This is a genomic window from Pseudoalteromonas sp. SG41-1, from assembly GCF_014164575.1.
In the GTDB taxonomy this organism is placed as follows: domain Bacteria; phylum Pseudomonadota; class Gammaproteobacteria; order Enterobacterales; family Alteromonadaceae; genus Pseudoalteromonas; species Pseudoalteromonas rhizosphaerae.
The window spans coordinates 174,069-193,235 of record NZ_JACJFL010000003.1; the positions used below are offsets into that span (position 1 = coordinate 174,069).

Here is a 19,167-nt window from a genome sequence, read left to right on the forward strand (position 1 = left end):
CGAGCATTGGCTCAATGATTGATGTGTTATTAACGCAAACATCATTAAGCTTTAGTCAAAGCCAACAGTTATTTGATGCCATTATGCAAGGCAAAGTAAATGACATCGAACTGGCAGCCATCTTAGTGGCACTGAAAATAAAAGGTGAAGTAAGCGACGAAATCGCAGGAGCAGCCGCATCGATGCGTGCTAATGCGATACCTTTTATTACTCACTTAACAAACCTTGTCGATAGTTGTGGCACTGGCGGCGATGGCTCAAACACTATTAATATTAGCACCACCGCCGCCATCGTTGCTGCAGCTTGCGGTATAAATATGGTCAAACACGGTAATCGCAGTGTTTCGAGTAACTCCGGCTCCGCTGATTTACTCAAAGCATTGGGCATCAATATAGACATGAACCCAGCACACGCGGCGCAGTGTTTAGAGCAAACCGGCTTTACGTTTTTGTTTGCTCCGCATTATCACAGCGGCGTACGCCATGCTATGGGTGTGCGAACGACCTTAAAAACCCGTACTATTTTTAATATTTTAGGGCCATTGGCAAATCCAGCAGCACCGGATGTGCAATTATTGGGGGTATATGATGAAAGTTTATGCTTAGCGATGGCACACACCTTAAAAACGTTAGGTACACCGCGCGCAATGGTCGTTCATGGCTCGGGCACCGATGAAATAGCCTTGCACGGTGAAACGACCGTCGCAGAGCTTAACAACGGAAAAATCAGCCAGTATACACTTACCCCTGCTGATTTTGGTCTTGCAAACTATTCACTTGAACAACTTGCCGGTGAAGGGCCTGAATATAACGCCAAGGCTAGCATGGCTATTTTAGCTGGTAACGGCACCGACGCGCACAATGCGGCCATTATTGTTAACGTTGCTGCGTTGCTTTATTTAACCAATAAAGCCGACGATTTTAAAAGTGCCGCGATGCAAGTTAAAGAGGTTTTACAAAGCGGACGTGCATTGAATACCTTAAATGCCATTGTCATAAGCAGTAATAAAGAATACGCAAACTCCGAGGTAAGTAATGGCTAATGTATTAGACAAAATAGTTGCAGATAAAAAAATAGAGCTCATTGAACGCAAATCCAAGCGCCCTCTTGAGAGCTTTAAGCATCAAGCAATACCCACAAATCGTGATTTTTATAAAGCCCTTGCAGCGCCTGGCACTCAGTTTATTTTGGAATGCAAAAAGGCCTCGCCGTCAAAAGGCCTTATTCGAGAGCCGTTTGATTTAGCCGAGATCACCCGTGTTTATAAAAACTACGCTAGCTGCATCAGTGTGTTAACCGATGAAAAATATTTTCAGGGTAGTTTTGATTATCTCGAATTTGTGCGCAGTCAAGTAGAGCAACCATTGATCTGTAAAGATTTCTTTATTGATGAATACCAAATTTATTTGGCCCGTATTTATGGCGGCGATGCTATTTTATTAATGTTGTCAGTACTTGATGATACGCAATATCAATCGCTTGAAAAAGTTGCAAAAAGCCTAAACATGGCAATCCTCACCGAAGTGAGTAACGAAGCTGAAGTACATCGAGCTCTGGCACTCAATGCGCAAATTATTGGTATTAATAACCGTGATTTACGTGATTTGAGCACAAACTTAGCTACCACTGAGGCACTAAGAAAGCTTATTCCTGATAACAAAGTGGTTATTTCAGAATCAGGTATTTACACACACCAAGATGTAAAACGCTTGGCCCCGTTGTGTAATGGCTTTTTAATCGGTAGTTCACTGATGGCTGAGCGTGATTTAGAGCGCGCTTGTCGAAGCGTAATTTTAGGTGAAAACAAAGTTTGTGGCTTAACCCGTAGCCAAGATGCCATTGCCGCTTATGAAAGTGGTGCCGTTTATGGGGGGCTAATTTTTGCACCTAAATCCCCTCGATTTGTTGATTTAGATTGTGCAAAACAAGTTATGCAAAGTGCCCCGCTTGCCTATGTAGGCGTATTTGTAAACGCAACAATCGCAGACGTTGTCAATCATGCTCAGAGCTTAAAGCTTGCAGCAGTGCAATTACATGGCCAAGAAGATGCAGTCTATATAAACGAACTGCGTCCTTTGCTACCAAGTAATTGCCAGATTTGGAAGGCGCAAGCTGTGAAGGATAGCTTGCCAACACCTGTCAATGGCGTTGATCGCCACTTATACGATACTCACAGCGATACGCAAGCCGGCGGTACCGGTAAGACCTTTGATTGGTCAATACTCAAAGAGACTAAGCAGCCATTTATGCTTGCTGGTGGCTTAAACCCAGAAAATATTCAAGGTGCATTATATCAAGGTGCGCATGGACTCGACCTAAATTCAGGGGTTGAGCAAAGCGCCGGTAAAAAATGCCCAAACAAATTAAATGATGCATTTATCAGCATCCGTAAATATTGAGGTTAATATGAATAATCCAGCTTATTTCGGCGAATTTGGCGGCATGTTTGTCCCAGAATTGCTAGTACCAGCACTTAAACAACTCGAAAACGAATTTAATAAATCGCAAACAGATCCGGCTTTTCAAGCTGAACTGGAAAAGTTACTTAATGAATATGCTGGCCGTCCTACGCCGCTGACATTAACGCGTAACTTAATTAAAAACCCAAAAGTAAAATTATACTTAAAGCGTGAAGACTTACTGCACGGTGGCGCGCACAAAACGAATCAGGTGTTAGGCCAAGCACTATTAACTCAACGCATGGGTAAAAAACAAGTTATTGCTGAAACAGGCGCAGGCCAACACGGCGTTGCAACGGCGCTTGCGTGTGCATTACTTGGTTTAAAATGCCGTATTTATATGGGCGCTAAAGACGTGGCACGCCAACAACCAAACGTATTTAGAATGAAACTAATGGGCGCTGAAGTGATCCCGGTTACTGCAGGCTCTGGCACATTAAAAGATGCCGTAAACGAAGCGCTTCGTGATTGGTCAGCAAATTATAAAGAAGCGCATTACTTACTTGGTACTGCTGCAGGTCCTCACCCATTCCCTACCATCGTTCGTGAGTTCCAAAAAGTGATTGGTGAAGAAGCAAAACAACAAGTATTAAAAGCTGAAGGTCGCCTACCTGATGCGGTGCTTGCTTGTGTAGGCGGTGGCTCTAACGCCATTGGTATGTTTACAGATTTTATTGACGAGCCAAGTGTAAAACTCATTGGCGTAGAGCCCGCTGGCAAAGGGCTTGATACCCACGAGCACGGTGCAACAATCTGTAAAGGAACTAAAGGTATTTTGCACGGTACTTATACCTATATAATGCAAAATGATGATGGCCAGATTGAGGAATCATATTCTGTCTCAGCGGGTCTTGATTACCCAGCTGTTGGCCCACAACATGCGTTTTTACATGAAACTGGCCGTGCGCAATATGTGGGTATTACAGATACCGAAGCATTAGAAGCATTCCAATTACTGGCTAAAAACGAAGGGATTATTCCTGCGCTCGAATCAAGTCATGCACTAGCTTACGCACTGAAGTATGCAGAGCAGCAAACTGAAGAGTCAATTTTAGTAGTGAATTTAAGTGGTCGCGGCGACAAAGACTTATCACACGTTATGGATGTACTTTCTAAAGGGGATCAGTTATGAGCCAGACAGCAATCCAAAAAACAGACCGCTACGGTAAAATGTTCGCCCGTTTAAGCGAGCTAAATCAAGGTGCATTTGTGCCGTTTGTTACAATTGGCGATCCAAATAAAGAACTGAGCGTTGAAATAATCAAAAGCTTAATTGATGGCGGCGCTGATGGCTTAGAGCTGGGTATTCCATTTTCAGACCCAATAGCAGATGGCCCAGTTATTCAAGCTGCCAATATTCGGGCCCTTAAAGTAAATATAAATACCCAAGATTGCTTTGATATCATCAAGCAAGTACGCCAGTACAATGCTGATATCCCAATTGGTTTATTGTTGTATTCGAACTTAGTTTTTAAACGCGGTTTAGAGGCTTTTTACCAAGATGCCAAAGCAGTCGGCGTTGACTCAATTCTAGTTGCAGATGTGCCGCTTCATGAATCTAAAATGTTTCGCAAAGCGGCAGTGAGTAATGGCATTGACCCCATTTTTATAGCCACGCCTAACGCACCTGATGACACTTTACGCGAATGTGCCTCTTATGGCCGTGGTTATACTTATTTGCTATCTCGTGCGGGTGTAACAGGCACAGAAACTAAAGCACAAATGCCGGCGACATCAATTGTCACTAAACTAAAAGAATACCACAGCGCCCCTGCGTTATTAGGTTTTGGGATTTCAACCCCTGATGATGTAAAAGCAGCACTTAATGCCGGTGCAGCAGGTGCTATATCTGGCTCGGCGGTAGTGAAAATTATTGAAGCGAATCTCGATACCCCTCAAGCTATGCTCAGTGGTTTACAAGAGTTCGTAGCGAGCATGAAAGCTGCAACTGCGCTGTAAGTTCATACTTCGAAAATAAGAAAAGGGCCTGTTGCGGCCCTTTTCTGGTAATCAAACGCGTTAAAGACTCTCTTTCAACGCTTTTGCTGCTTTAAATACAGGCTTGTTAGCGCCTTCAATGTCTATTGCCTCTCCCGTTTGTGGATTGCGTCCTGTACGTGCGGGATAATAACTTAACGCAAACGTGCCAAAGCCATTTACTTGCACTTGATCACCTTCTGATAATGATTTAGTGATGGCTGCAAGCATGCTTGATAACGCCGCTTGAGAATCTTTTTTAGTTAATTCACTGTGTGCAGACATTGCACTAATCAGTTGTGCTTTATTCATAAAATGCTCCTAAAAATACCGCTTACTCAGTCACTGTTCAGCAGATTTTGGTAATGATTGATACAAAGGCACGCAGGCTAAGGGTTAGTAACTACTAAGTCAACCTTGTAAACAACACAATAAGTTGATACAACCTCTGCAACTATTCTTTGGTTTTATTTTTTGGGCATTCTATGCATGCAATAATTGAGTTTATTCCGCTAATTTTATTTTTTGCGGTATTCAAGTTAGTTGATATTTACTGGGCAACGGCATTATTAATGGGCACCACTTTTCTGCAGGTCGCTTATTCTTATTTTAAAATAGGCAAAGTGCCTACACGCCAATGGTTGTTTTTTGCCATTGCAGTGATTTTAGGCACTCTTACGCTGGTGTTTCATGATGAACAATTTGTGAAGTGGAAAGCCACTATCATCTACGCTGTGCTCTCATTAAGCTTATTGATCAGTCGCTACTTTCTTGGTAAAAATTTAGTTAAACAAGCACTCAGTGCCATTTTAAATAATGCATCAGACTCTGAGCAAGAAATTACCGTACCTGAGTCGCTTTGGGATAAACTCAACATATTGTGGATAGCGATCACAGCGGGAATATCAGCGTTAAATATCTATATCGCTTATAACTTTTCTCTCGATTTTTGGGTTAACTTTAAAGTGTTTGGCTTAATGGGGATCACATTTGTCAGTCTTTTTGCCACTATCATCATGTTGTATAAATATTTACCCGATGAAGATGAGCCCAAAGTAGACAATAAAAAGCGCTCTTAATGTAATAAATATGTCGTCTTAGCTTGTTAGCCTAGTATACAAAATCACGCTGAGACGACCTTGAACGCCAATCAATACCGCTGGTTTGAATTTACATTTATATTTGTATGCCTTCCTTTGCTGGGTTTTTACCTTCGTGCCTACCTTGCTAATTGGCTGATCCCCGCGTTAATCGTGTTAATGAGTGTCTGCGGTATGTTGCTGCTAGGCGATCCCCACTTTAAACGCTTTAGACTTACCAGCCTTGGTCAATTTTCCGCAGTGAAACGCCGACTGTTTAGTTTCTTTTTTATCGGCGCACTGTTTTCAGGGGTTTTTTACGGGATCATTAATCAAGGTAATTGGTTTATGCTGCCTCGAAACTCATTTAATGACTGGTTAATGTTACTCGCGTTCTATCCATTATTGTCAGTCATGCCGCAAGAGTTGATATTTCGAACCTATTTTTTTCATCGTTATAAACGCATCATGCCAAAAAAAACGGTGCGCATAATTGTTAGCGCCACAGTATTTGCTTTAGCGCATATTGTTTATGCTAATTGGGTAGCAGTACTACTGGCATTTATAGGCGGGTTATTATTTGCATTTACCTATGCTCAAAGCCGCTCCACGTTTGTCTGCGTTATCGAACACAGCTTATGGGGACTGTGGATGTTTACATTAGGAATAGGTCAGTACTTAGATTCGGCAACAATCTCTTAACTGAAAAAGCCGTGCTAATGATACTTAACACGGCTTAATTATGGGAAGCTCAATTAGTTGTATTAATTAAAAACCGAAAATGCTCATAGCAAAAAACTTAGTCGCTACGGTATTAATAAATATAACTACTAAAATTACCGGAATAAAGGTTGATAGCGAAAAATTAACGTATTTTTCAGTAAAGCTACCTGCATAGCCTGGACAACCTTGGCTTAGCTCTTCACTTAAACGTACTTTTTTCCAGCGATACATCACGAATAAACATACCATTAAACCATTCAATGGCAAGATAGTGTCGTAAAATACATCATACACAATATCAAATAAGCTTTTAGACGCTCCGCCATAGTTAGTAAATGAAGTTAACCCTTCAACCATACCAAACGACATAGTACATAACACTGTCAGTACACCGATGCTACCAGTTAATATCAGTAACGCCATTTTACGGCTTATGCCTTTACGGTCACTTAGCGTAGCTGTTGGCACCTCAACGATGGATACCAACGAGGTAATTGCAGCAAAAAATACCAGCAAGAAAAACACAAACGCAACAATTGATGCACCAACATAGCCAATATCAGTTTGTAGCGCGAGTAAAATCTTTGGTAAAAACTCAAAAATCATCGACACAGATGAGTCAGACAATTTAGTAGGATCAGTATCTGGGTTAAAACTAAAGATAGCTGGTAGCACCATAAGACCGGCAATAAACGCCACCAGTGAATCAGTCAGTGCAACCATTTTAGCACTGCCAACAATGTCATCCTTTTTCGAGATATATGAAGCGTAAGTCATCAATATACCCATACCCAACGACAATGAGAAAAACGCTTGCGCTAATGCACCGTTCAAGACACTGGCATTCATCTTAGAAAAATCAGGGATAATATAGTACTTAACGCCAGCCATAGCATTGTCTAGCGTCAATACATACGCCACTAATGCGATTAGCAATACGAACAATGCTGGCATTAAAAACTTAGCTGCTTTTTCAATCCCTTGCTTAACACCACCGACTAAAATCAAATTAACAATTAATGCCACAGCAGCCATATACGCAAACACGCTGGAACTATTAATAAACACCCCAAAGCTTTTTGGATCAGCCAACACATCTAAGTTACCAACCGCAACTTGGCTTAAATAACCAAAAATCCATACCGTGATAACCATATAAAACACAGCAATCATAAACGGGGTTAATACTGCTAAAAAGCCAGCAAAACTCCACTTAGTATCATTACCAGATAATAACTTGTAAGAGCCTAATGGATCTTTTTGTGCTTGGCGTCCCATTGCCATCTCTGCCATCATTACTGGCAAACAAATAAACACAACAAACAGCGCGTAAACGAGCAAAAAAGCACCACCACCATTTTTTGTTGCTGAGACTGGAAAACCAACCAAGTTACCAATACCGACCGCAGAGCCAGCAGCTGCTAATATAAATCCAAGGCGGGAGCTAAAATGCTCACGAGTATCGCTCATTTAAAAACCTTATTATTATTTTGTACCATTCAAGCGACTCTACCAGTGTTGTGCTGGGCTTTTCAAGCAGATTCCGCTTAAAAATATAATGATACTGTAAACCTTAGAGGTTGTTGTTCTTTTAAGATTAAAATTTGTTCAAGCTAACAGTGATTAAATCGCAGCATCAATTTACAGCCTCGAAAGTTAACTAAAAACTGCGTAAAGCTTTCGCGCTTTAATAGCGCTCTAAACTAATCGTAATTTATTCGCCTATTAATTTTGCTGTGCTAATATCAGCATAATTCCAATAATATTCAAATCCAGAGAACACACCATGTTGTATATGATTTACTCAACTGATGTTGAAAATAGCTTAGAATTAAGAAAAGCCGCCCGCCCTGCTCATTTAGCACGCTTACAAGAATTAGACGAGCAAGGCCGATTACTGACAGCAGGTCCATTACCTGCCATTGATAGCGCCGAGCCAGCTGACGCTGGTTTTACTGGTTCTTTAGTGATTGCAGAATTTAGCTCATTAGAAGCAGCTCGCGAATGGGCTGCAGCAGATCCTTACGTCAACGGCGGCGTATATGAAAACTCACAAGTTAAACCGTTTAAAAAAGTTTTTCCTGGCTAAGTAAAACCAACAATCAAACAGGATTATACTATTTAAATGAACCAGATTTTAATGCAATGGGTATAAGACTTTGAGTCAAATCACCACAATTCAGTGTTTGTTCACCGGATGTTAATTAAACTCTGCTGCATTGAATCATCAGATTTAGTGATTTTTCACTTGAATTATAGCTACTTGGTTCATTAAACTATTCAGGTCTGGTTTAGGAGTTTCTCATCATGCGTACTGTGTTAGCTCTCAGCGTCGCCATCACTGTGCTATTTTCGAGTGTTTTTTCGACTAGTAGCCAAGCTGCATCTCAAGTCAATAAAGCTGAGATAAATAAAAAACAAGCTGTTGAGCTTGCTAAAAAAGTCGAAGATGGTAAAACTCTTAAAATTACCGTACTTAACGATATTTATACTGTAAGAATATTAAAATCGGACGGCCATGTCGTCGACGTTCATGTCAATAAAAAGACCGGCGAAGTGAAGAAGGATTAAGAAATGCGAATTTTAGTAATTGAAGATGATTTACACTTAGCAGACAATCTGCGTAATGCATTAGAAAAAGAACGTTATAGTGTCGATCTCTGTCATGATGGCGAAGCTGGTTTATTTCACATCACAGAATATCCTCTTGATATGGCGGTAGTTGATTTAGGCTTACCAAAAATTGACGGTATTGAACTGATCAATAAAGCCCGCGCACAAGGGATTACAATTCCAATTCTGATTTTAACAGCACGTGACCGTTGGCAAGATAAAGTTGAAGGACTTGATGCTGGTGCTGATGACTATTTAACTAAACCATTTCATGTTGAAGAGTTAATAGCGCGGTGTAACGCGTTGATCCGTCGTAGCGCAGGCAAAGCAAATCCTGAAATGACTGCTGGGCCTATTAAAATTCACACCCGCTCACAACAAGTGTGGGTTGATGACCGAGAGCTAAGTCTCACCGCATACGAATACAAAGTGCTTGAGTATTTAATGGTTAATCCACAAAAAGTGATTTCCAAATCTGAGCTAACAGAGCACATATACGATCAGGACTTTGATTTAGATTCAAATGTAATCGAAGTATTCGTACTGCGCTTACGTAAAAAGCTTGACCCTGATGGTACTTTAAACCCAGTAGAAACACTACGCGGACGCGGTTACAGGCTTAAAAGTCAGTGGTAGCATCGCAAATACCGTTAAAAGTAAGGCAAGGATTTATCCTTGTCTTTGTTTTATTAGTCGCTTTACCCATTTTATTCTTCTCTATTGGTAAGGCATACTATGCTTCGTTAGTCGAAGCCACCGAAAAAACCCTCGAAGCCCATTTATATTCTTTAATTTCAGAAGTCGATTTTACTGAGCGCGGCATTATCATGCCCAGCACTATTTTAGCTCCTGAATTGAATCGTTTAAATTCTGATACTTATGCGATGATCTATCGTGAAGAACAGCCTGTATGGCACTCTGAGTCGGCGGTAAATGTTAACTTTGTGCCTGACGAACTAGAAACCAAAGCAGGCGCTGCCGACTTTCGTCGTGTGGAATATAAAAATACCGTGTATTGGCAACTTAGCCTAACCGTTATTTTAAATAACATTGACCAGTCAGAGCATGCTCGCTTTATTTTATTAAAACGCAACGATGCTCTACTGCGCTTAATGGATGGTTTTAAACAAACCCTTGTAAACTGGATGTACGTCATGGGTGTAGCCATTGCAGCATTAATGGCTGTGGGCTTTGTGTGGAGCGCGCGGCCGTTGCAACGACTGGATAAAGAAATAAAAGCCATTGAGTCAGGTGATATTCAAGAAATTAAAGGACTTTATCCTGTTGAGCTGCAAACTATAAAAGCCGATTTAAATTTACTACTCGAAACTCAGCAACGCCAAAAAGAGCGCTATCGTGCGTCTCTAAGCGACTTAGCTCACGCACTTAAAACGCCACTGGCAGTATTAAAATCGAGCCCGCTTGCCAACGATGCCGATGCCCAAGAGCAGCTTGACCGTATAAATGTGATGATCGAACACCAATTAAAACGCGCTGCAACGGGTGCAGCTGATACATGGAAAAAACAAACAGCCATTAAGCCGGTGCTAGATTCAATCCTCAATGCAATGAGTAAAGTTTACCGCGATAAAGATATTATTTTTACCCATGCGGTTAAAGACAAAGATTACTTTTTAGGTGACAAAACTGATTTACTCGAACTACTCGGTAACTTAATTGATAACGCCTGTAAAGCTTGTCGCTCACAAGTCGATATCCAAGTCATTCAAAAACGCAACCTCACTATCGCTATTAGTGATGATGGACCCGGTGTGCCGGTTGATAAACGCGAATCCCTGCTTACTCGTGGTACCCGCTTGGACACCTACGAAAGCGGACACGGTGTCGGTATGGCGATTGTGTCAGATTTAGTAAAGTCGTATCACGGTAACCTGACTATTTTAGATGCTGATACCTTAGGCGGCGCGAAATTTATTTTAGAGTTTAATTATAATGATAAAAAATAACTGGTTAATAGCTGTATCTGGGCTGCTTTTAGCACTGAGTACAACAACGTTTGCAGCAGAAGAGCAATGTACAGTCGTTGAGCAAGCAACACCTGATGAAGCTAAAAAATATATTCAATGTTTAGATAAACAGATAGAGACCTTAACCCGTATTCAACAAACCTGGATAAATAAAATCACTTTAGATTTAAATAAAATCCAAGAAGATACCGGTAACTCTCAGTTGCTACCAATTTTTAAACGTAGCATTATCAATTACCAAAAATACCTGGAAGACAGCTGTAAATGGCGTTATTTACACAAAGTACCCAACGCCACCCAGGCTGCAATTGTATATAAGCGCTGTGAATTGCGTATATTAGAGCAGCACATTACTGTATTAAAACAACCTATCTGACCACCACGGTGGTTATTTAGAAGGTGACTCGATTTCTTCACCATTACCTAACAGAGTCGCTAACCAGCGCCCTTCGTCGCTGGCTTCTAAGGCTATTTTAACAATCATCGTCAATGGCACCGATAACAACATACCTACCGTGCCAATCAGCCAACCCCAAAAGATGAGTGATAAAAATACCACTAAGGTCGACAGTCCTAAACCTTTACCCATGTACTTTGGTTCAACTATATTACCCATCACGGTATTAATAGTTAAATACCCTACTGCTACAATCCCTGCGACCAAGGGTCCTTGCGTGATCAAAGCTAATAAAACTGCTGGGATAGCAGCAATAATAGAGCCAATATTAGGAATGTAATTAAACATAAATGCCATTACCCCCCATAACACGAAGTAGTCAACATTTAAGATCCACAGTAGTAGCCCAGCTAATATGCCTGTACCAACGCTTACCACTGTTTTGATCGCTAAATAAGAGTTAATAGAATTTAAAAAACGGTCTATTTGCTGCATTTTCATATCAGGATCGTCTAATGCCATATGAATTTTATGACTAAGCATAGGCCCTTCAAAAAGCATAAATACCACAGTTAAAATAATTAAGAACAAATTTGCCATCACGCCACCTAAGCCAGTCAGCATACCGGTGGCAACATCAATCATTTTTCCCGGGTCGAACATTGATATAACTTGCTCTTTATTGAGCAAAATATTGTACTTGGCAGCAACATCAACCAGCCAAATAAACTCATCCTGTAACTTACTTTTATATTCAGGTAAATGCTGTGAAAAGTCAGTCAATGATTGCCCGACTAAGCTGGCAAGGCTAACCCCTAAGCCAACCACCATCAACATCACTAGCATGATCGCGATGCCTTTAGGTATTTTGTAACGACCAAAAAAACTTAATAAAGGACTACAAATAATGGCAATAAATGCTGCAAGTACAAACGGAATGACAATAACACTTGCCGCTTTAATACCAGCTAAAGCAATCACCAACGCTGCAAAGATAACTAAACTTTTGTTTACCCCAGTTAAACTAGCCAAACTACAATCCTTTAAAATATAAACTGCAGCTAGTGTATGTGAAAAGTCTGTAAAATGAAATATTTGCAAAGTGATCAAAGCAGCCTACTCTACGTATAACGATTACATAATTACTAAAAGAGTTTTATTGCTATGCATATCTTAATAACCGGCGCAACAGGCCTGATCGGTCGTCATTTGTGCCCTGAGCTGAACAAAGAACATCAATTGACAGTGCTCACCCGCAATCCTGCAAATGCGACAAAACTGTTAGGTGAGAACATTAATGCGACTGACTCCCTTGAAGAGGTTGATTTTAACAATCTCGATTGCGTTATCAATTTAGCCGGTGAACCGATAGTAAATAAACGCTGGAGTGAAAAACAAAAACAAATACTGCGAGACAGCCGTATTACGATCACTCAACAAATTAGCGCTGCAATTAACCAATGCGATACACCGCCGCATACTTTTATATCAGGCAGTGCGGTCGGATTTTACGGTCGCCAATCAACCACCGTAATTGACGAAAGCTTTGTTGATGTGACCCCTGAATTTAGTCATCAGCTATGCCATGATTGGGAACAAGCCGCCCTGCAAGCAGAATCAATCAATACTCGAGTATGTTTATTACGTACAGGTATCGTTTTAGCTAACAATGGTGGTGCATTAGCCAAAATGTTACCGCCATTTAAATTAGCACTAGGTGGTCCTATTGCTGATGGCCAGCAAGGCATGTCATGGATACATATCGAGGATATGATTAATTTAATTATACACATTATCAATAATGTGCAACTCAGTGGCGCAATTAATATGACCGCCCCAACACCTGTATCAAATAGCGAATTTAGTCAAATCTTAGGTAAAGTATTAAATCGACCAGCAAAAATAACTATGCCTGCATGGGTTCTAAAATTAGTAATGGGTGAAATGGCAGATTTGCTGCTTTACGGACAATATGTACAACCAACTAAAGCTCTTGAAAGCAGCTATTGCTTTCGTTATAAGACATTAGATACTGCACTTACGAATTTATTAAAGTGAACGCAGTATTTATGCTAGATTACTATATGGCAATAGAACTAGTCAAAATGGGCTAGTTGGCCGGTATTTCTCATAATGTTTTCATTACTTAATGTTAAGGTCCACATTATGAGATACGATATTAAGCGAATTTACAGCATCTATCTAGAGCTCTATCGGAAGCTTCTAAAACGTTTATTTAGCTATAAGTATCTTTTTACATCTCGATTAGATGGTAGTTTAGCGTAAAATAACTAACGGCAATAGCGTGTTTTCTATCATTTTTAGGGTGTTACTGCCCAAAAAAGCATGTGCTATTTTTGAATGCGAAAAGGCCCCCATTACCAGCATTGCTATTTTATTTTTAGTTTTATATGCCATTAAAGAACTAAAAATATTACCCTCTAAAATACTTGATTTGACTTCAAAACCACTTTCAATAAGCAACGCTTCGGTGCGTTTAAATTTTTCCAACAAATCATGTTTGCCATTTTCTACAGTCACCAAATGACACGTTAAATGATGCAACAAACCACCAGCAATAATCTGTTTAACCATTTTATCTGCTGTTTCTCGTCCATCATAAGCAAGCATAAAGTTGTTCGGCTCACTGAAGTGACGATTGGCAATTAAAATAGGTGTATGAACATGGCGAATAACCTGCTCAATATGCGACCCAATAGCTTTAAAATTCTGTTCGTGAGTTTTACCGCTTCGGCCAATAACAATCAGTCGCGCTGCATCTTCAAGGTCGCAAATTGCCTCAACAATACCGCTATGGCGCTGCTTACTTTCAATTGACTTACACCCTTGTTGGCTAGCAAATACACTCGCGTGATCTAACATTTCTTTGCCTATTTGCAATGCTAATTTACTGCGTTGCTCATCCAGTGTCGCCATCTCTGATAATAATGATGTAGTTGCACCAAAACCAATTATGCCACTTAAGTCGTCAATCACAGCAGCGTTTTGTTTTTCTATGGCATGCAAAAATAGCATCGATTTATTAAGTTTCTTGGCCGCCCAAATCCCCGCCTTACACACATCATCTGTGTAAACTGAGCCATCTATACAAGTAATAATTTTATTCATTGTGCTCTCCTTAATGGCCTGTCATGAGTTTTTCAACTTCTTCAGGGTCATTGTGAACGCCAAATTTGTCAACAATCGTTGCTGTCGCGTCGCTCATACCAATAATCTCGACCTCTGCACCTTCGCGTCTAAATTTAATCACAACTTTATCAAGCGACGACACTGCCGTAATATCCCAAAAATGCGAATGAGTTAAGTCAATCACTACTTTAGCAACGACCTCTTTAAAGTCAAACGACTCAATAAACTGCTCTGAGGATGCAAAAAACACCTGTCCAACAACCTGGTATACTCGTTCATCAGCCGATGATTGCGCTGGCTTTACAACCATAAAACGACCAATTTTATTGGCGAAGAATAGTGTCGCCAATAGCACACCGACCAATACTCCCATGGCCAAATTATGCGTTGCGACAACAACAACGACCGTAGCAACCATTACGATGCTACTTGATAATGGGTTTTTCTTTAAATCTCGCAGTGAATTCCAAGAAAAGGTGCCAATCGACACCATTATCATCACGGCAACCAGTGCCGCCATTGGAATTTGCTTTAGCCATTCATCTAAAAACACCACCATAAGTAGCAGAAAAGTACCCGCGGTAAAACTTGATAAGCGGCCACGTCCCCCTGATTTTACATTAATGATCGACTGGCCAATCATCGCGCAGCCGGCCATTCCTCCCATTAAACCTGAACCTATGTTCGCGATCCCTTGACCTTTACATTCACGATTTTTATCACTAGCGGTATCGGTTAAGTCGTCAACAATTGTCGCTGTCATCATCGACTCCAATAAACCAACGACAGCAAGGCCAAATGAATAAGGAAGAATTATTAGCAGTGTGTCGAGGTTAAAAGGCACATCAGGCCATAAAAATATTGGTAAGGTATCTGGTAACTGGCCCATATCGCCAACAGTTCGAATCTCAAGTCCTACCAACATTGCAACCAAAGTTAAAACCACGATACACACTAGTGGTGATGGAATTGTTCTGCCTATCACCGGTAAGTAAGGGAATAAATAAATGATCCCAAGACCCGCAGCCGTCATCGCATATACATGCCATGTTACATTCGTCAGCTCCGGCAGCTGTGCCATAAAAATAAGAATTGCCAACGCATTTACAAAGCCTGTAACCACGGAGCGAGACACAAAGCGCATTAAACTCCCCAGTTTTAAATAGCCTGCAATAATTTGTATCACACCGGTGAGTAATGTCGCCGCCAAAAGGTATTCTAAACCATGCTCTTTAACTAAGGTAACCATCAGTAAAGCCATAGCGCCAGTAGCGGCAGAAATCATCCCTGGTCGTCCACCCACTATCGAAATAACCACGGCAATACAAAATGAAGCATACAAACCGACTTTAGGATCCACGCCCGCTATAATAGAAAAAGCAATCGCTTCTGGTATGAGCGCAAGCGCCACCACAGTACCTGCTAGTAAGTCCCCTCGAATGTTAAAAAGCCAATCTCGTTTTATTTTTTCTAACATAAAAAACCTTTTCATGTAGTTAACATTAACGCCCATACAGCAGTCAATAAAACACCGACAATGCTTTTACTAAACGATGACAACCGCATTTTCATTAATGTTTTTTTATTTATTAAAACGGCACATAACCGCCTACCAATGTTTGGTATATAGGTATCACGCAGCGGTGATTTAGAGGAGGAATAACTTAGGGCGGCGTTAAACGCAAAACATTGTTCCTTATGTAGAATGAATAAATTATCGTCTTTATTCTTGCATCTAACGTATTTTTAAGCAAGCCAAGTAACTTTTGTGTAGGCGCTGACAGCTGCTGTCACTCCTTACCTTGCCAATAAAAACACATAAAAAAACATGCCATCATTTACCCGTTCCTTCTCAAACGGCTGCAACGATAAACATTGTAAATACATTTTAGTTATCGTCTTTTTAAGTTGTTAAATACATATATGCGACTAAACTTTAAGAATAATTACAAAAACTTATCAAATAAATGAAAAAGTACTTAGTCTTTCTATTGTTGTTTAGTGGATTCGCGAAAGCGACTATGACCCCTGTTTCTTACCAAGTCGGTGATCAAACAATCGTTGCTCCAGCAGTACGATATGAATATGGCTATGCTTACAATATTGAAGCAAAGAAACTTTTAAAACTAGTCACTTTAAATTGGCCCCCTTATATTGATGAATCACTTTGTAACAACGGTTGGCTATTTCAACTAACCGTTAAACTACTACTACAAAAAGGTTATGGAGTGCATATAGAGTTTCTCCCATGGGCCCGAGCACTAAGAGCGGCCGAATTAGGTCATGCAGATATTTTATTTCCTGAGTATTTTATTGATAATAATGTTATGTCAGAGAATAAGCCAAATAAAACGCGCAATGATTTAATGGCTTTATCCTCGGCTATTCCAGGTGGAAACTTGTCACTAGTCGCACTAAATGGCAGCCACTCAAACTATGACGGCAGTGTAGAGTCTATAAAAGATCAAATTATTGGTGTTGTCCGAGCATATAAAAACACCCCAGAACTCGATAAACTAATTGACTCAAAACAAATTAATACCATTGTTGCCAATAATGAGTTTCAGCAAATTCATTTACTTATGAGCCTACGGGTAGACCTAATTGTAGCTGATTTTGACGTGTTGATTGCCAGCATTGAAAAGTCTGCTGCCTCCGAAAAAGAAAAACAACAAATGAAAACTGCTCTAATGGTTTTGTCCCCACCTTTAGGTTACAAACCCCTCTATTACACAGTAAGTAAAGCAAACCCATATTGGCAGGAAATTTTAGCCGATCTCAATAACGAGATAAAAAAAATGAAAGAGCAAGGAGCACTTTCAAGCTATATTGAAGAAAAAAAACAATGTAGCAGCTAAAAATAAGGCGCTTAAATGTTAGCAAATAAGCGCCTATATATTATTAAAACAACGACTCAAATGTCCCATCAGGAAATAATATACCAGGAACCCCTCTTACCGCTGTTACATCTGCGATTTGTGTATCGCCAAAATATAATCCACCACTGTAGTTTCGACCTTTTTGCTTAACATCTAACCAGCGACCTTGAGCACCGTGGATCACGGCATTAATATTATTGCCTACTGTACGTAAGTTAATTTCAAGTGCTCTATTCTTTAGCCGTAAGGCAATCTCTGCATTGGTAATATCAGCTAAACGATTCAAACGACCAACATAAGCAAACTGAAAATCCGGTGCGCCATTTAATGGCGTTATCAATTGCACAGCAAATGCAAGATTCTGTGTAGCTTCATTTATAAATGGCGTTGCTTCGATTGCTTGTAAGTTAAACTGTGTCGTTTGATTTTCACTAACAAGCTGACCTTTAAAGTCAAAGCCAGATACCACTGTCACAAGCTCTTCAAAAGGAGTAACGAAGCGATCAGCGTTTAGCTTTATATCACCGGTTAAGACGCCGCTATTGGCACTTTCTAATGAAACCTTTGTCTCTATATTCAGCTGCCCGGTTGTTTCACTTTGATCATTTGAAAATGGATCGTCAGTTCCATCAAATGACAACACTAAATCACTCACATCGGCGTTTAGTTGAGCATCTTTGCCTATCACTTTCGCACTCATAATACCGGAGACTTTATTACCCAGCAGTCCACTTACTTGCCATTGTGGAATATTTAAATCTAGCTGTACGTCATGCTCATCATACTGGCCACTAATAGCCCAAGAATAAGGGGATTGTTGGTAGTTTATTGTCAGTCCCTGTAAATTATAAACTCCTGCGTCGGTATTATTTAATGGCGAAAAGTTATAGAGCACGTCATAAAGCACATTCGCTAAAACGGTAATAGTTTGTTGCGAGTCTTCGCCTAATATTGTTTCAAATTCAGTTAGCTTTTGTTTGAGCTCATCACTGTACGTTTGCTCTTGTAAGCGTGCCACACCTATTATATTACGCACATCTTCGAGTAACTCACGAGAGTGTAATTGCTCTTCATCTCGTTCTAGTGGCGAAATATTGCTAGCATTCCCAATCATAACTAGCTTTTGTTTGACCTCTCCAACGACGGATTGCAATAATTGATTACCATCTTCATTAAGTAAATTCTCTGACACATAGCGATCTGCAAAAGTACGATAAAGTGGCAAACTTGCTAACTGGGCCTGTTGTTCTACCACCGTATTATTGGCTGTATTTAAACTCGCCTCGATATCCGCAGCTCTTTTTAAGATCACACCAAAAGTCAGTGCATTAGTAAGCAACTCAGCTTCAAGGCTGTCATTCAACTGACTATGAGTGAGGTGATAAAAAGGTGTCGCACTCAAGCTTTGTGTGGTTATGCTTATGTCTAAGTTATTGTCGCTAATCACTGAGCTGATCGGCGATAAATAGACCTTATTTTCGCCCGGGGCTGCAAAAAAATCAGCACGGTAACTTAATGTCATATCCATCACTTCTTGATAATCAATGCGACGATTAGAATTCTGATCATTCGGGTTGTTTCTCACTGTGCGACCACAACCTGCAAAACTTGGACATGTTAACGTCGTTGCATTTGAGGTAAATTCAACATGATGAAAATTTAAAGTTGTGGTTGGTAAAGTCACATCATTAATATTTGCAACGTCAATATTTTCTATAGAGCCCGTGTTATCATTAATGAGTGTTAACGTACCCGCAGTGGATTGCCAAGGCGCAATATAAAAGCTTACCGAGGAGGACGTCAGCATGACAGGCAAAGTGTTTGTTGTGCCATTATCTGATGAGTCACCACAACCAACTAATGACATAAGTAAACTAACTGATATAAGTTTTTTAAACATC

Annotated in this window: 19 protein-coding genes; 13 read left to right on the forward strand and 6 right to left on the reverse strand. The window is 40.3% G+C overall.

Annotated features, from left to right (window positions below; translation table 11 throughout):
• The first annotated feature begins 14 nt into the window (after window positions 1–14).
• The 4 genes from trpD to trpA are packed head-to-tail and all read left to right on the forward strand — an operon-like array spanning window position 15 to window position 4,419.
• Window positions 15–1,043 (forward strand): anthranilate phosphoribosyltransferase, encoded by a 1,029-nt coding sequence (gene trpD, locus H5203_RS03905; protein ID WP_149981183.1) that lies wholly within the window; start codon window positions 15–17, stop codon window positions 1,041–1,043.
• Window positions 1,036–2,400, forward strand: a complete 1,365-nt coding sequence (trpCF, locus tag H5203_RS03910) for a bifunctional indole-3-glycerol-phosphate synthase TrpC/phosphoribosylanthranilate isomerase TrpF (RefSeq protein WP_182760467.1) — start codon at window positions 1,036–1,038, stop codon at window positions 2,398–2,400. Before trpD ends, trpCF begins: the two co-directional genes overlap by 8 nt.
• 7 nt (window positions 2,401–2,407) lie before the next feature.
• Window positions 2,408–3,592, forward strand: a complete 1,185-nt coding sequence (gene trpB / locus H5203_RS03915) for a tryptophan synthase subunit beta (RefSeq protein ID WP_145233645.1) — start codon at window positions 2,408–2,410, stop codon at window positions 3,590–3,592.
• The gene (trpA, locus tag H5203_RS03920) at window positions 3,589–4,419 is read left to right on the forward strand and encodes a tryptophan synthase subunit alpha (protein WP_145233643.1); all 831 of its coding nucleotides are present in this window, start codon (window positions 3,589–3,591) and stop codon (window positions 4,417–4,419) included. Before trpB ends, trpA begins: the two co-directional genes overlap by 4 nt.
• A 60-nt stretch (window positions 4,420–4,479) precedes the next feature.
• Here the strand turns inward: trpA and H5203_RS03925 are convergent, their stop codons facing one another.
• Window positions 4,480–4,749: an HU family DNA-binding protein gene (locus tag H5203_RS03925; protein ID WP_145233641.1), complete on the reverse strand. Its 270-nt coding sequence runs from the start codon at window positions 4,747–4,749 to the stop codon at window positions 4,480–4,482.
• 173 nt (window positions 4,750–4,922) lie between these two features.
• Here H5203_RS03925 and H5203_RS03930 point away from each other — a divergent pair, with 173 nt between their 5' ends.
• Window positions 4,923–5,516, forward strand: a complete 594-nt coding sequence (locus H5203_RS03930) for an inner membrane-spanning protein YciB (protein ID WP_145233638.1) — start codon at window positions 4,923–4,925, stop codon at window positions 5,514–5,516.
• Window positions 5,517–5,576: 60 nt separating this feature from the next.
• Entirely contained in the window at window positions 5,577–6,218 is a 642-nt protein-coding gene (locus H5203_RS03935; RefSeq protein WP_145233636.1) for a CPBP family intramembrane glutamic endopeptidase, read from the forward strand.
• Between the two features lie 66 nt (window positions 6,219–6,284).
• Here the strand turns inward: H5203_RS03935 and H5203_RS03940 are convergent, their stop codons facing one another.
• On the reverse strand, window positions 6,285–7,709 hold the full coding sequence (locus tag H5203_RS03940; protein ID WP_145233634.1) for a sodium-dependent transporter: 1,425 nt from the start codon (window positions 7,707–7,709) through the stop codon (window positions 6,285–6,287).
• Window positions 7,710–8,025: 316 nt separating this feature from the next.
• On the opposite strand from H5203_RS03940, the gene H5203_RS03945 reads away from it, so the two are divergent.
• The 5 genes from H5203_RS03945 to H5203_RS03965 all read left to right on the forward strand — a co-directional run bounded on the left by H5203_RS03945 (window position 8,026) and on the right by H5203_RS03965 (window position 11,216).
• Window positions 8,026–8,328: a YciI family protein gene (locus H5203_RS03945; RefSeq protein WP_145233632.1), complete on the forward strand. Its 303-nt coding sequence runs from the start codon at window positions 8,026–8,028 to the stop codon at window positions 8,326–8,328.
• Window positions 8,329–8,546: 218 nt separating this feature from the next.
• Complete coding sequence (locus tag H5203_RS03950; RefSeq protein ID WP_145233630.1) at window positions 8,547–8,810, forward strand: PepSY domain-containing protein; 264 nt, start codon at window positions 8,547–8,549, stop codon at window positions 8,808–8,810.
• 3 nt (window positions 8,811–8,813) lie between these two features.
• The gene (locus tag H5203_RS03955; protein ID WP_016709350.1) at window positions 8,814–9,488 is read left to right on the forward strand and encodes a response regulator transcription factor; all 675 of its coding nucleotides are present in this window, start codon (window positions 8,814–8,816) and stop codon (window positions 9,486–9,488) included.
• The gene (locus H5203_RS03960) at window positions 9,482–10,819 is read left to right on the forward strand and encodes an ATP-binding protein (protein ID WP_182777518.1); all 1,338 of its coding nucleotides are present in this window, start codon (window positions 9,482–9,484) and stop codon (window positions 10,817–10,819) included. The genes H5203_RS03955 and H5203_RS03960 overlap by 7 nt, the downstream gene beginning before the upstream one ends.
• On the forward strand, window positions 10,806–11,216 hold the full coding sequence (locus H5203_RS03965; RefSeq protein ID WP_145233626.1) for a hypothetical protein: 411 nt from the start codon (window positions 10,806–10,808) through the stop codon (window positions 11,214–11,216). Before H5203_RS03960 ends, H5203_RS03965 begins: the two co-directional genes overlap by 14 nt.
• A gap of 12 nt (window positions 11,217–11,228) precedes the next feature.
• Here H5203_RS03965 and H5203_RS03970 read toward each other — a convergent pair whose 3' ends face one another.
• Entirely contained in the window at window positions 11,229–12,269 is a 1,041-nt protein-coding gene (locus tag H5203_RS03970) for an AI-2E family transporter (protein WP_182731442.1), read from the reverse strand.
• A 132-nt stretch (window positions 12,270–12,401) separates the two neighbouring features.
• Between H5203_RS03970 and H5203_RS03975 the strand changes: the two genes are divergently transcribed.
• Window positions 12,402–13,295, forward strand: coding sequence for a TIGR01777 family oxidoreductase (locus H5203_RS03975; RefSeq protein ID WP_182819402.1), 894 nt, complete (start codon window positions 12,402–12,404; stop codon window positions 13,293–13,295).
• Window positions 13,296–13,514: 219 nt separating this feature from the next.
• Here H5203_RS03975 and H5203_RS03980 read toward each other — a convergent pair whose 3' ends face one another.
• Both H5203_RS03980 and H5203_RS03985 read right to left on the reverse strand, forming a co-directional pair.
• Window positions 13,515–14,366 (reverse strand): universal stress protein, encoded by an 852-nt coding sequence (locus H5203_RS03980; protein ID WP_182777516.1) that lies wholly within the window; start codon window positions 14,364–14,366, stop codon window positions 13,515–13,517.
• Window positions 14,367–14,376: 10 nt separating this feature from the next.
• On the reverse strand, window positions 14,377–15,864 hold the full coding sequence (locus H5203_RS03985) for a SulP family inorganic anion transporter (protein WP_182734848.1): 1,488 nt from the start codon (window positions 15,862–15,864) through the stop codon (window positions 14,377–14,379).
• A gap of 544 nt (window positions 15,865–16,408) precedes the next feature.
• Between H5203_RS03985 and H5203_RS03990 the strand changes: the two genes are divergently transcribed.
• Window positions 16,409–17,245: an ABC transporter substrate-binding protein gene (locus tag H5203_RS03990; RefSeq protein WP_259398171.1), complete on the forward strand. Its 837-nt coding sequence runs from the start codon at window positions 16,409–16,411 to the stop codon at window positions 17,243–17,245.
• A gap of 43 nt (window positions 17,246–17,288) precedes the next feature.
• On the opposite strand, the gene H5203_RS03995 is transcribed toward H5203_RS03990, so the two are convergent.
• The gene (locus H5203_RS03995) at window positions 17,289–19,166 is read right to left on the reverse strand and encodes a hypothetical protein (RefSeq protein ID WP_182819403.1); all 1,878 of its coding nucleotides are present in this window, start codon (window positions 19,164–19,166) and stop codon (window positions 17,289–17,291) included.
• Window position 19,167 lies beyond the last annotated feature (1 nt).